Source organism: Pseudomonas sp. NFPP25 (assembly GCF_900116505.1).
Taxonomy (GTDB): domain Bacteria; phylum Pseudomonadota; class Gammaproteobacteria; order Pseudomonadales; family Pseudomonadaceae; genus Aquipseudomonas; species Aquipseudomonas protegens.
Genome location: NZ_FPBG01000011.1, coordinates 47,663 through 61,076, shown reverse-complemented (window position 1 = coordinate 61,076; position 13,414 = coordinate 47,663). Strand labels below are relative to the sequence as shown.

Below are 13,414 nucleotides of genomic sequence, written 5' to 3'. Positions count from 1 at the left end.
AGGCCTTGAACTGCAAATTTGGTGGAGCTAGACGGGATCGAACCGTCGACCTCTTGCATGCCATGCAAGCGCTCTCCCAGCTGAGCTATAGCCCCTCATCGCTGAGGACGGGGCGAATCTTAAGGGGCGATCGGAAGGCTGTCAATTTTTTTTCCGTTTTTTGAAAAAAAATTTGCCGGGATAACAATCACTTACCGCCCCGCCCGGAAAACCCGGGGGTTTGCGGCCCTCTGCGCCTGCGGCGAGTCGCACAAAACACTCGCCGCAAGCCTCAAAGAACCACCAGAAGCCGCCATCAACCCGCCTGGCGCTTGAGTTTCAAGCGTAGTCGAAAAGCTCCCCGCCCCTGTCGGCTGCCCTTCGGCAAAAACGCCTCAGGCGATGGCGCCGAGGAGTTTTTCCCATTCCTTGTTTTCTTTCTTCGACACACCACCCAGCAGATCGATGGCCTGGCGCAGACGGAACCGGGTCAGGTCCGGACCGAGGATTTCCATGGCATCGAGCACCGACACCGAACTGGCCTGGCCAGTAATGGCGGCAAACATCAGCGGCATGGCATCGCGCAGTTTCAGCCCCAGAGACTCAACCACCGCCTGGATGGTCGCGGTGATGCTGTCTTTCTCCCACTGACGCAGGCTTTCGAGCTTCCACAGGATCAATTGCATCAGCTGACGCACCTGATCGCCGGACAGCTTCTTGGACTCGAACAGCTTGGCATCCGGGTTCACGCCACCGGCGAAGAAGAAGCCGGCCAGCGGTGCGATCTGGCTGAAGGTCTCGACCCGGCCCTGTACGTGCGGTGCGATCTTCATCATGTAATCGGGGTTCAGCGCCCAGGTCTGCACCCGGCTGGCGAACTCCTGCACCGGCAGGTCACGCAGCCACTGGCCGTTGAGCCAGGACAGCTTCTCGATATCGAAGATCGGCCCCCCCAGGGACACCCGCGACAGGTCGAAATTGTCGACCATTTCCTGCAGCGAGAACTTCTCGCGCTCGTCCGGCATCGACCAGCCCATGCGGCCCAGGTAGTTGAGCATGGCTTCCGGCATGAAGCCCATGCGCTCGTAGAAGGTTACCGAGGTCGGGTTCTTGCGCTTGGACAGCTTGCTCTTGTCCGGGTTGCGCAGCAGCGGCATGTAGCACAGCTGCGGCTGCTCCCAGCCGAAGTACTCGTAGAGCAGGATCAGCTTGGGCGCCGACGGCAGCCATTCTTCGCCGCGCAGCACGTGGGTGATGCCCATCAGGTGGTCGTCGACCACGTTGGCCAGGAAGTAGGTCGGTAGGCCATCGGTCTTCATCAGCACTTGCATGTCCATGCGATCCCACGGGATCTCGACATCGCCGCGCAGCATGTCCGGCACCACGCAGACGCCTTCGGTAGGCACTTTCATGCGGATCACGTGAGGCTCGCCGGCCGCCAGGCGCCGGGCCACTTCTTCCTTGGACAGCAGCAGGGCCCGGCCGTCATAGCGCGGGGTTTCGCCACGGGCCATCTGTTCGGCACGCATCTGGTCCAGCTCTTCGGCAGTGCAGAAGCACGGGAAGGCGTGGCCCAGGTCCACCAGTTGCTGAGCGTACTTCTGGTAGATGTCGCCACGCTCGCTCTGGCGATACGGGCCGTGAGGGCCGCCAACGTCCGGGCCTTCGCTCCAGTTGATGCCCAACCAGCGCAAGGCGTCGAAAATCTGCTGCTCGGACTCCCGGGTCGAACGCAACTGATCGGTGTCTTCGATACGCAGGATGAACTCACCGCCATGCTGCTTGGCAAAGCAATAGTTGAACAAAGCGATGTAGGCGGTACCTACGTGGGGATCCCCGGTAGGCGATGGCGCGATGCGCGTGCGGACGGTGGTCATGGCATGTCTCGAAAGGAAAGAAAAACGAGGAATAAAACAGGGGGCGAATGGTAACAGGCGACGGCAGCCCCGCTCCAGTGAGGAGGGCATTTAAGCCAAGGTTGCGACTCCAGGCCGCTGCCAGCCTGTTGAAGGGCCAATAATCAGCCCATGGCATTTACCGCCCAGTGGCTATATGCCAGATTCGCCCGCTGATAGATCTCCTTACACTTTTATTGAATACAGCCAGCCCATGCCAGCCCAACTCAAGCGTCGCCTGTTTGTCTTTCTGTCCCTGGTCCTGTTGATTGCCCTGGGTTTTCTTGCCCACTGGTGGTTCCACGGGCGCTTTTACGAGACCACGGACAACGCCTACGTGCAGGGCGAGATCACCCGGGTCTCCAGCCAACTGAGCGCGCGAATCGAAGAAGTGCTGGTGCAGGACAACCAGCATGTGGAACAGGGCCAGTTGCTGGTACGCCTGGAAGGGCAGGACTTCCAACTGGCGGTGGACCGCGCCCAGGCCGCCCTGGATACCCGCGAGGCCGAACGCCTGCAGGCCCAGAGCAAGCTGACCCAGCAAGCCAGCCTGATTGCCGCGAGCCAGGCCCAGGTGGCGTCGAGCCAGGCCAGCCTGGGCCGCTCGCAGATCGACCTGTCTCGGGCCCAGACCCTGCGCAAGCCCGGTTACGTCTCCGAGGAGCGGGTCACTACCCTTTCCGCCGACAACCATATCGCCCGCTCCCAGGTGGCCAAGGCCGAAGCCGACTTGCAGGGCCAGCGCCAGCAAGTCAATGCCCTGAACGCCGAGATCAAGCGCCTCGATGCACAGATCGCCAACGCCCGGGCCGACCTGGCGCAAGCACGACTGAACCTGACCCGTAGCGAGATCCACGCCCCCATCAGCGGCCTCATCGGCCAGCGCGCCGCACGCAATGGCCAGGTGGTGCAGGCCGGCGCCTATCTGCTGTCGATCGTTCCGGACCAGGACATCTGGATCCAGGCCAACTTCAAGGAAACCCAGATTGGCCACATGCAGCCAGGGCAAAAGGCCGAGCTGACCTTCGACGCCTACGGCGATACACCGATCCAGGCCCGGGTCGACAGCCTGTTCGCCGCCTCCGGCGCGCAATTCAGCCTGCTGCCGCCAGACAATGCCACCGGCAACTTCACCAAGGTGGTACAGCGCATTCCGGTGAAACTGACCTTCGCTGCCGACAATCCCCTGCGGGGCAAGATCCGCCCCGGCATGTCGGTAACCGTGAAGGTCAACGTCAAAGACCCCGTCGATGGCCGGTGATCAACTGCTGCGTCCGGTGGGCGAACCCACCCGGCGCGACTGGATCGCGGTGATGAGTGCCATGCTCGGCGCCTTCATGGCGGTGCTCGACATCCAGATCACCAACTCCTCGCTCAAGGACATCCAGGGCGCGCTGTCCGCCACCCTGGAGGAAGGCTCGTGGATCTCCACTTCCTACCTGGTGGCGGAGATCATCATGATCCCCCTCACCGCCTGGCTGGTGCAGCTGCTCTCGGCCCGGCGCCTGGCGGTCTGGGTCTCGGTGGGCTTTCTTATTGCCTCCCTGCTCTGCTCCATGGCCTGGAGCCTGGAAAGCATGATCGTGTTCCGCGCCTTGCAGGGCTTTACCGGTGGCGCCCTGATCCCCCTGGCGTTCACCCTGACCCTGATCAAGCTCCCCGAGCATCACCGGGCCAAGGGCATGGCCATGTTCGCCATGACCGCCACTTTCGCCCCCTCCATCGGCCCGACCCTGGGCGGCTGGCTCACGGAAAACTGGGGTTGGGAGTACATCTTCTATATCAACGTGCCGCCGGGCCTGCTGATGATCGCGGGCCTGCTGTATGGCCTGGAAAAGAAGGAAGCTCACTGGGAACTGCTGAAAAGCACCGACTACGCCGGCATTCTCACCCTCGGCCTGGGCCTGGGTTGCCTGCAGGTATTTCTTGAGGAAGGCCACCGCAAGGACTGGCTGGAGTCGAGCCTGATCGTCACCCTGGGCAGCATCGCCCTGATCAGCCTGGTCACCTTCGTCATCGTCCAGGTCTCCAGGCCCAACCCGCTGATCAACCTGGGCATCCTGCGCAATCGCAACTTCGGCCTGTCGAGTATCTCCAGCCTGGGCATGGGCGTTGGCCTGTACGGTTCGATCTACCTGCTGCCGCTGTACCTGGCGCAGATCCAGAACTACAACGCGCTGCAGATCGGCGAAGTGATCATGTGGATGGGGGTGCCGCAGTTGTTCCTGATTCCCCTGGTGCCCAAGCTGATGCAGTTCATTTCACCGAAATGGCTATGCACCCTGGGCTTTGGCCTGTTCGGCCTGGCGAGTTTTTCGTCGGGGGTGCTCAACCCGGACTTTGCCGGGCCGCAGTTCAACCAGATCCAGATCATTCGCGCCCTGGGCCAGCCGCTGATCATGGTCACCATCTCGCTGATCGCCACGGCTTATATACAGCCCCAGGACGCGGGATCGGCCTCCAGCCTGTTCAACATCCTGCGCAACCTCGGTGGCGCCATCGGCATTGCCCTGCTGGCGACCTTGCTGGATGCCCGGACCAAGACCTATTTCGACTACCTGCGCGAAGCCGTTGTGCCCAGCAATCCCCAGGTGGCGGAACGCCTGGCAACCCTCACCGAGAAGTTCGGCAGCGAGACCGCAGCCCTGGGCAAGCTCAGCGAAATCACCCACCAGCAGGCACAGATCATGGCCTACAACGACGCCTTCCATTTCGTCGGCATTGCCCTGGGCATCAGCATGCTGGCGATCCTGCTGACCAAGGCCCTGCCCAAGGGCCTCAAGGCCGGCGAAGCCCACTGACCCCCGAATTGCCTGTAGGAGCTGGCTTGCCAGCGAATAGACTCCCAACCCTTGCACAGGATTTGAGGGCCTCTTCGCCGGCAAGCCGGCTCCTACGAGGGATCGAGCGTCGTTAGACGGTGAGCAAGCGCTCGCGCAGCTTGGTGATTTCGTCGCGCATCTGCGCCGCGGCTTCGAACTCCAGGTCGCGGGCCAGTTGGTACATCTTCTCTTCGAGCTGGCGAATGCGCTTGGTGATCTCGCTGGGCGAGCGCAGTTCGTTTTCGTAGCGGGCGTTTTCCTCCGCGGCCTTGGCCATGCCCTTGCGCTTCTTGCTGCGCGAACCGGGCACGGTGGCGCCTTCCATGATGTCGGCAACGTCCTTGACCACACCCTTGGGGGTGATGCCATTGGCCAGGTTGAAGGCGATCTGCTTGTCGCGACGGCGTTCGGTCTCGCCAATCGCCCGCTCCATGGAGCCGGTGATGCGGTCGGCATAGAGAATCGCCCGGCCATTGAGGTTACGCGCGGCCCGGCCGATGGTCTGGATCAGCGAACGCTCGGAACGCAGGAAGCCTTCCTTGTCGGCATCGAGAATCGCCACCAGGGACACTTCCGGCATGTCCAGGCCCTCACGCAGCAGGTTGATCCCCACCAGCACATCGAAAGTGCCCAGGCGCAGGTCGCGGATGATCTCCACCCGCTCCACGGTGTCGATGTCCGAGTGCAGGTAGCGCACACGCACGCCATGGTCGGCCAGGTAATCGGTAAGGTCTTCGGCCATGCGCTTGGTCAGGGTGGTCACCAGTACCCGCTCTTCCACGGCCACACGCTTGGTGATTTCCGACAGCAGGTCGTCCACCTGGGTCAGGGCCGGGCGCACTTCCACTTGCGGGTCCACCAGCCCGGTGGGGCGCACCACCTGCTCCACCACGCGGCCGGCGTGCTCGGCCTCATAGTTGCCCGGAGTGGCGGAAACGAAGATGGTCTGCGGGCTCACCCCTTCCCACTCGTCAAAACGCATTGGCCGGTTATCCAGAGCCGATGGCAGGCGGAAGCCGTACTCAACCAGGGTCTCCTTGCGCGAGCGGTCGCCCTTATACATGGCGCCGACCTGGGGCACGCTGACGTGGGATTCGTCGATCACCAGCAAGGCATCCGCCGGCAGGTAATCGTACAAGGTAGGTGGCGCCGCGCCAGCCGGACGCCCCGAGAGGTAGCGCGAGTAGTTCTCGATGCCGTTGCAGTAGCCCAGTTCGAGGATCATCTCCAGGTCGAAACGGGTGCGCTGCTCCAGGCGCTGGGCTTCCACCAGCTTGTTGTTGGAGCGCAGGTATTCCAGGCGCTCCTGCAACTCCACCTTGATCCCTTCGATGGCGTCCAGCAGGGTTTCCCGCGGGGTCACGTAGTGGCTCTTGGGGTAGAAGGTGAAGCGCGGCAGTTTGCGGATCACTTCACCGGTCAAGGGGTCGAAGGCGCTGATGCTTTCCACTTCGTCATCGAACAGCTCGATGCGGATCGCTTCCAGGTCCGACTCCGCCGGATAGATGTCGATCACATCGCCACGCACGCGGAAGGTGGCGCGGGCGAAATCCATGTCGTTGCGGGTGTACTGCAAGTCCGCCAGGCGGCGCAGCAGTGCGCGCTGATCGAGTTTGTCCCCGCGGTCCACGTGCAGGACCATCTTCAGGTAGGTTTCCGGGCTGCCGAGGCCATAGATGCACGACACCGTGGTGACGATGATGGCGTCCTTGCGCTCCAGCAGCGCCTTGGTCGCGGACAGGCGCATCTGCTCGATATGGTCGTTGATCGAGGCGTCCTTCTCGATAAAGGTGTCGGAGGACGGCACATAGGCTTCGGGCTGGTAGTAGTCGTAGTAGGAAACGAAGTACTCCACCGCGTTGTTCGGGAAGAAGGCCTTGAACTCACCATACAGCTGCGCCGCCAGGGTCTTGTTCGGCGCCAGCACCAGGGTCGGGCGCTGCACCTGGGCGATCACGTTGGCGATGCTGAAGGTCTTGCCCGAACCGGTCACACCGAGCAGGGTCTGGTGGGCCAGCCCGGCCTCGATGCCTTCGACCATCAGGCGAATGGCTTCCGGCTGGTCGCCGGCGGGCTGGAAGCGGGTGACTAGCTGGAATTCAGACATAACGTACCTCTGGGATCATTCGTGCGCGGCAATACCGTACAGGAACAGGAAAGACCGCGTACGACCCATGTCGCCGAGGAAAAAAACCGGAATATCCTTGATGTGGAGCCGATTACCACAGCTTTCAAGGCAAAGGTCCTACACCCGCTGACACCCTGGTTATTGCAATAAGACTAACGGTCGAAAAATAAAGCGAAAAACTTGGCGCAAAAGGTCAATAGCCTGTCGCCCCACGCGATGATGGCCTCTATACTAGCTCCCCGTTTGTGCACCGCTCTAGTGCATTCGGCTGGAGCGCGACACGTCCCTCCACACTCCATTCAGAGCCGCCGTAAAAATGAGCCTGTTCTCCGCTGTCGAAATGGCACCACGCGATCCTATCCTGGGCCTCAACGAAGCATTCAACACCGATACCCGCACCGATAAGGTCAACCTTGGGGTGGGCGTGTACTGCAACGAGGAGGGACGCATTCCGCTCCTGCGCGCCGTTGTCGAAGCCGAGACGATTCGCGCCGCCCAACATGCTTCCCGTGGCTACCTGCCGATCGACGGCATTGCCGCCTACGACCAGGCGGTACAGAAGCTGCTGTTCGGCAACGACTCGCCACTGCTGGCCGCTGGCCGCGTGGTCACCACCCAGGCCGTTGGCGGCACTGGCGCCCTGAAGATCGGTGCCGACTTCCTCAAGCAGTTGCTGCCCAACGCCGTGGTCGCCATCAGCGACCCGAGCTGGGAAAACCACCGCGCCCTGTTTGAGACCGCCGGCTTCCCGGTGCAGAACTACCGCTACTACGACGCTGCCACCCACGACGTGAACCGTGCTGGCCTGCTGGAAGACCTGAACGCCCTGCCGGCCCAGTCGATCGTGGTGCTGCACGCCTGCTGCCACAACCCGACCGGTGTCGACCTGAGCCCACAGGACTGGAAAGACGTCCTGGAGGTGGTCAAGGCGAAAAACCTCGTGCCCTTCCTCGACATGGCCTACCAGGGCTTTGGCGACGGCATCGACGAAGACGCCGCGGCGGTGCGCCTGTTCGCCGAGTCGGGCCTGACCTTCTTCGTTTCCAGCTCGTTCTCCAAGTCGTTCTCGCTGTACGGCGAGCGCGTTGGCGCCCTGTCCATCGTCAGCGGCTCCAAGGAAGAAAGCGCCCGCGTGCTGTCCCAGGTCAAGCGCGTGATCCGCACCAACTACTCCAACCCGCCGACCCACGGTGCAACCATCGTCGCCGCCGTGCTGAACAGCCCGGAACTGCGCGCCCAGTGGGAGCAGGAACTGGCGCAAATGCGCCTGCGGATTCGCGGCATGCGCACCCAGATGGTCGACTTGCTTGCCAAAGGCGCCCCTGAGCACGACTTCAGCTTCGTCGGTCGCCAGCGCGGCATGTTCTCCTACTCCGGCCTGACCGTTGAGCAAGTGACCCGCTTGCGCAACGAATTCGGCATCTACGCCCTGGACACCGGCCGCATCTGCGTCGCCGCGCTGAACCAGAACAACATCCATGTCGTGACCCAGGCCATCCTGCAAGTGATCTGATTCACGACAGCGCCAACGAAAAGGGGAAGCCGGCAGGCTTCCCCTTTTTCGTTGGCGATACGTCGTTGCCCTGCCCGCCCCCACAGCCTCTAGACTGTGAGCCTATGCCCCCCTTGCTGAGCGAGATCCCGATGAAAAACGATGACCTGCGGGCCGACCGCGACGAACTGGAGCATTACCTGCCACGCTCGCAGAAACGCGAAAAGAGCCTGGTGCTGCAAATTGCCCTGGGGGTATTCCTTGGCGGACTGGCCCTGTGGCTGGTGCAACTGGCCGCAACCTCGCTGATGGCCAAGCTGATGCTCGGCACCCTGACCTTCGGCGGCTGAACCGCCCTACCCCTGCAATTGAGCCAGGCGCTGGCTGGCGGCATCGTCGAACGCCACGTACAGCGCCTCGGCCACCTGGCTCTTGATGGCCTTGGCACTCTCCAGCCCCAGGACAAAACCTTCGGCCTTGCCGCCGGCACGGTTCAAATCCACCGCCGATCCGGCGTGGGTGATGGCGTCCAGCAACTTGCCGGCCTGGGGGCCGACCCCTTTGGGCAGGCTGATCTGCTCGATGCTCATGACAGCACCTCGCAGCACAGCGCGAAACAGACAGAAGGATGCTGGGATAAATCGAAGCGGATCATAAAGGCGTACCTATGCGGCTGAAGGCCGGCAGCGCGTGAAACCACTTCCGGGGCGCCATGGTAGCCCCTATCGGACGCGCCAGAGACGTGCAGACCGATAAATCCCGCAAAGTCCTGCCAGCCTTTCATTCAGATCCTCGTCGCCCTGAAAAAATATTTCTCGACTTGTTGACTTACCTTTCTGAATCAGTAAGATACGGCGCATTCCGCGATAGCTCAGTTGGTAGAGCAAGTGACTGTTAATCACTGGGTCCCTGGTTCGAGTCCAGGTCGTGGAGCCATCTTCCTACACTGATTTGCCTTGATCCTCATGAGAGCGCCCTGCTCCTGCGGCAAATCAGCTCAAGCAGTATCCCCTTGCAAATGATTGATCCGCCTGTCATCCCGACATGCGGATAGACGCTTCATGCACGCCTGGAATCCTCCTTCGCCAACCTGGTTGCATTGCCGCAAAGGCCTGACGTAGGCTGTGCGCCTCTTTATCCAAGCAGTCAGACCCCGCGATGTTCCTGCCCGCACAGTCACCGTGCCCTTCCCCCTCGATGAGCCCTTCGGCAACCCTGGCTGTTGCCCAACTTGACTGTGCGATCAACCGTCGACGCCGCAGCGTATTGTTTGCCTTCACCTTCTCTCCGCACCCGGGCCCACGCTGATCGCGATTGAACCCGGCGCCACCCCGCTAGCCCCTCTGCTTCCACCAGGGCATCTGCCCGGCAATCGCCCGCACGTCGGTCTGCGATGTCCTGCAGCGCCCGCAATAACTGTCTTTTTTGGCGCCTGACGCTTCAGGCGCAGGTCTTGATCATGAACAAAGCCTTGTTAGCCGCCCTGATCCTGGGCATCTCCATTGTCGGCCTGAGCATCGGCTCCACGGTGCCGATCCTTGCCCTGCGCCTGTATCAGGCCGGCGCCTCGAACAACCAGATCGGCATCATGTCGGCGCTGCCCGCCGCAGGCATGATGCTCTCGGCCTTCCTGGTCAATGCCCTGAGCCAACGCCTGACCCGGCGCCAGATCTACCTGCTGTGTTTCAGCCTGTGCGCCTTGAGCGTGGCCGCCCTGGAACTGCCCGGGGCCAGCCTCTACAGCCTGGGCCTGGCGCGGGTCGCCATGGGCCTGGGGGCGGGGCTGATCATCATTCTCGGGGAAACCTGGGTCAATGAAATGGCCGAAGACGCCACCCGCGGACGCCTGGTAGCGGTCTACACCACCTGCTTCACCTTCTTCCAGCTCCTGGGCCCGGGCCTGGTATCGCTATTGGGCACCGAGGGGCCCGCCGTGCTGGGCATCGTCAGCGTCGGTTATGCGGTGGCGATCGCAGTGGTCTGGCTGATCCTGCCCCTGGAAGACCAGCAGCCGCTGCATGCCGAAAGTCGCACCTTTTCGGTACTGGGCTTTATCCGCATCGCGCCGGCGCTGTGCGTGGGCATCCTGTTCTTCGCGTTTTTCGACAGCGTGGTGCTGTCGCTGTTTCCGGTGTACGCCGCCACCCATGGCTACAGCATCAAGCTCGCGGCCTTGATGGTGACCATCATTCTGTTGGGCGACACCGCGTTCCAGTTCCCCCTCGGCTGGCTTTCGGACAAGCTCGGGCGCCCCGGGATCTACCTGGGCTGCGGCATCATTGCCCTGCTGATCGGCCTTGCCCTGCCACTGCTGATGCAAACGTCCACCCTGCTCTGGCCGAGCCTGGTCATCCTCGGCGCCGTGGCCGGCGGCATCTATACCCTGGCTATCGTGCTGATCGGCCAGTCCTTCAGCGGCGCCGACCTGGTGACTGCCAACGCCAGCGCCGGGCTGCTCTGGGGCATCGGCAGCCTGCTGGGCCCCTTGCTCAGCGGCGCGGCCATGAGCGGCGGCAGCTATGGGCTGCCCCTGACCCTGGCGGCGGCCGCCGCAGTGGTGGTGGTCTTCGCCCTGTCCCTGGTGCGCCAGGGGCAACTCAGCAAGGCTGCCAACTGAAATACCGCGGATGCGGCCCGTGATCATTCACAGGCCGCATCTTTGTCATTACCATCGCGCGATCCGCACTCCCACCTCATGGATCCCTTCGCGATGGACCGACTCCTGCGCCTCCTGCCCCTGTACGGCCTGCTTTCCCTGTTGCCCGTGCCAGCCCTGGCCGAAGCCCCGGTGGACTGCGCCACCCTCAGCGACAACGTCTCCCTGGAAGCCGGCGAATATCGCCCGCCCCTCGAAGCCAAGGTGATAGGCCAGGGGCGGCTGCACTTTCACAGCGGGCCGAATGCCACCTGCCTGAACAAGAAGCTCTACGTGATTCCCGGTGATGGCCTGACGGTGTACGCCTCCAGTGGAGACGGCTGGGCCCAGGTCATGTACATCGCCAAGGACGGCGAGGACTACACCGGCTGGGTCGAGGAAAAACGCCTGTTGCTGGGCAAGCACTATGGCGCAAGCGGCGCCGAGCTTCCCGATGAGGTGGCTGCATTCATCCAGCGCCACGAAGCCTGCGAGCACTTTGCCGGCGAGGAGGCCTACGACGAGGAACGCCGGGTCTTCCTGGAGAAAGCCGTGAATGAGGTCTGCACAGGCCATGATCAGCAGCTCGCCAGCTTGCGCCAGCAGTACCAGGACAACCCCGACGCCCTGCAGGCCCTGAAGCCGCTGGACAACCTGGAATAACCGACTGCAAAAAAAACGGCGCCCTGAGGGCGCCGGTTTTTTTCATGGCCGCGGTACTCGACTTCAGTGAGTGGCCTCGACACTGCCGCGCGCATGGCTCGGCTGCGAACCATCGCCGGCCTGGTTCGGTGACTGGCCCGGCTCCTCTCCTACCAGAGGTACTTCATTGCCCTCGGCATCGTGCAGCTTGCCGCCGCTGAAGTAGTCACCCTCACGCAGTACGGCAACGTCCTGGAAGCGCAGGCTGCGCTCGGTGCCGGCGACGAACACCGACTGCTGGTCGGAGTTGCCCGCGGTGAAGTGGTTGAACGCCAGGTTCAAGAGGATCGCCATGATCGCCGAGGAGCTGATGCCCGAGTGGAAGATGGTTGCGAACCAGCTGGGGAAATGATCATAGAAGCTCGGCGCGGCAATCGGGATCATGCCGAAGCCGATGGAGGTGGCAACGATGATCAGGTTCATGTTGTTGCGGTAGTCGACCCGGGACAGGGTCCGGATGCCACTGGCCGCCACGGTGCCGAACAGCACGATACCGGCGCCGCCCAGCACCGAAGTCGGCACCGCGGCAATCACCCGCCCCATGAACGGCAGCAGGCCGAGGATCACCAGGAACAGCCCGCCGGTGGCCACCACGAAGCGGCTCTTGATGCCGGTGACCGCCACCAGCCCGACGTTCTGGGCGAAGGCACTCTGGGTGAAGGAACCGAAGATCGGCGCAATCATGCTCGACAGCATGTCGGCGCGCAGGCCGTTGCCCAGGCGCTTGGAGTCGACCTTGGTGTGGATGATTTCACCCACGGCGAGGATGTCCGCCGAGGTTTCCACCAGCGTCACCATGACCACGATGCACATCGACAGGATCGCCGCGACATGAAAGGTCGGCATGCCGAAGTGAAATGGCGTGGGCAGGCCGAACATCGGCCCTTGGGTGACCCCGGAGAAGTCCGCCATGCCCAGGAACAGCGCGATCACCGTACCGATGATCATGGCCAGGAGAATCGACAGACGGGAAATCGCCGCGCTGCCGATCTTGCTCAACAGCAGCACCAGCACCAGGGTCACCGCCGCCAGGCCGATGTTCGACATGCTGCCGAAGTCCGGGGCCCGGCTGTTGCCACCCATGGCCCAGCGCGCCGCCACCGGCATCAGCGTCAGGCCGATGGTGGTGATGACGATGCCAGTGACCAGCGGTGGAAAGAATTTGGTGATCCGCGAGAACACCGGTGTGATCAGCAGGCCGATCAGCGAGGCGACGATCACCGCACCGAGAATCGACTGGAAGCCGCCCTCGCCGCCGCTGGTAACAATCGCCACCATGGTCGACACGCCCGCGAAGGACACCCCTTGCACCAACGGCAGCTTGCAGCCGAAAAACGGCACGCCAAGGGTCTGCAACAAGGTTGCCAGCCCTCCTGCGAACAGCGAAGCGGCGATCAGCAAGCCGATCTCCGAAGGCGACAGGCCAGCCGCCTGGCCGACGATCAGTGGCACGGCAACGATGCCGCCATACATGGTCAGCACGTGTTGCAGGCCATAAGCCATGTTGGCGCCAACACCCAAATTTTCGTCTTCGGGCCGCTGTTGTGAAACCTGGGGGGTATTCATGGTGTGGGGTTCCCTGTTTTTGTTATGGGCACACTGTATGCAACATCCAAGACAACTGTCCATAGGATTGTATACAGTTTTCCATTCTGAATTTCCCCACCCATCAACCCGGGCTATTGCGCGCAAGGCACTCGGATATTGACTCCGTGCCGGCCTGTAAAGGCGGCCCAGAGCCCTCGTTGAAACCAACCCAGG

Annotated in this window: 10 protein-coding genes and 2 tRNA genes; 7 read left to right on the top strand and 5 right to left on the bottom strand. The window is 62.5% G+C overall.

All coding sequences use genetic code 11. From position 1 onward, the window contains the following. Positions 1–19 precede the first annotated feature (19 nt). Together BM382_RS31005 and gltX are read right to left on the bottom strand one after the other, a co-directional pair. Positions 20–95 (bottom strand) — tRNA-Ala (locus BM382_RS31005). A 279-nt stretch (positions 96–374) separates the two neighbouring features. Further along, positions 375–1,856 (bottom strand): glutamate--tRNA ligase, encoded by a 1,482-nt coding sequence (gene gltX, locus BM382_RS31000; protein WP_072444028.1) that lies wholly within the window; start codon positions 1,854–1,856, stop codon positions 375–377. A gap of 232 nt (positions 1,857–2,088) precedes the next feature. On the opposite strand from gltX, the gene BM382_RS30995 reads away from it, so the two are divergent. Next, positions 2,089–3,135 (top strand): HlyD family secretion protein, encoded by a 1,047-nt coding sequence (locus BM382_RS30995; protein ID WP_041117008.1) that lies wholly within the window; start codon positions 2,089–2,091, stop codon positions 3,133–3,135. Between the two features lie 49 nt (positions 3,136–3,184). Beyond that, positions 3,185–4,675: an MDR family MFS transporter gene (locus BM382_RS30990; protein ID WP_169893377.1), complete on the top strand. Its 1,491-nt coding sequence runs from the start codon at positions 3,185–3,187 to the stop codon at positions 4,673–4,675. 112 nt (positions 4,676–4,787) lie between these two features. On the opposite strand, the gene uvrB is transcribed toward BM382_RS30990, so the two are convergent. Next, positions 4,788–6,803, bottom strand: coding sequence for an excinuclease ABC subunit UvrB (gene uvrB / locus BM382_RS30985; protein ID WP_011060364.1), 2,016 nt, complete (start codon positions 6,801–6,803; stop codon positions 4,788–4,790). Positions 6,804–7,140: 337 nt separating this feature from the next. Between uvrB and BM382_RS30980 the strand changes: the two genes are divergently transcribed. After that, positions 7,141–8,337 (top strand): amino acid aminotransferase, encoded by a 1,197-nt coding sequence (locus BM382_RS30980; protein WP_015634888.1) that lies wholly within the window; start codon positions 7,141–7,143, stop codon positions 8,335–8,337. A 131-nt stretch (positions 8,338–8,468) separates the two neighbouring features. Beyond that, the gene (locus BM382_RS30975) at positions 8,469–8,666 is read left to right on the top strand and encodes a hypothetical protein (protein WP_011060362.1); all 198 of its coding nucleotides are present in this window, start codon (positions 8,469–8,471) and stop codon (positions 8,664–8,666) included. 6 nt (positions 8,667–8,672) lie between these two features. Here the strand turns inward: BM382_RS30975 and BM382_RS30970 are convergent, their stop codons facing one another. Then, positions 8,673–8,906 (bottom strand): hypothetical protein, encoded by a 234-nt coding sequence (locus tag BM382_RS30970; protein ID WP_072444030.1) that lies wholly within the window; start codon positions 8,904–8,906, stop codon positions 8,673–8,675. A 270-nt stretch (positions 8,907–9,176) separates the two neighbouring features. On the opposite strand from BM382_RS30970, the gene BM382_RS30965 reads away from it, so the two are divergent. The 3 genes from BM382_RS30965 to BM382_RS30955 all read left to right on the top strand — a co-directional run bounded on the left by BM382_RS30965 (position 9,177) and on the right by BM382_RS30955 (position 11,614). Beyond that, positions 9,177–9,252: transfer RNA gene (locus BM382_RS30965), tRNA-Asn, on the top strand. 523 nt (positions 9,253–9,775) lie between these two features. Continuing rightward, positions 9,776–10,933 (top strand): MFS transporter, encoded by a 1,158-nt coding sequence (locus BM382_RS30960; protein ID WP_072444260.1) that lies wholly within the window; start codon positions 9,776–9,778, stop codon positions 10,931–10,933. Positions 10,934–11,026: 93 nt separating this feature from the next. Next, entirely contained in the window at positions 11,027–11,614 is a 588-nt protein-coding gene (locus BM382_RS30955) for an SH3 domain-containing protein (RefSeq protein WP_072444033.1), read from the top strand. Positions 11,615–11,677: 63 nt separating this feature from the next. Here BM382_RS30955 and BM382_RS30950 read toward each other — a convergent pair whose 3' ends face one another. Beyond that, entirely contained in the window at positions 11,678–13,219 is a 1,542-nt protein-coding gene (locus BM382_RS30950) for a nucleobase:cation symporter-2 family protein (RefSeq protein WP_072444035.1), read from the bottom strand. Positions 13,220–13,414 lie beyond the last annotated feature (195 nt).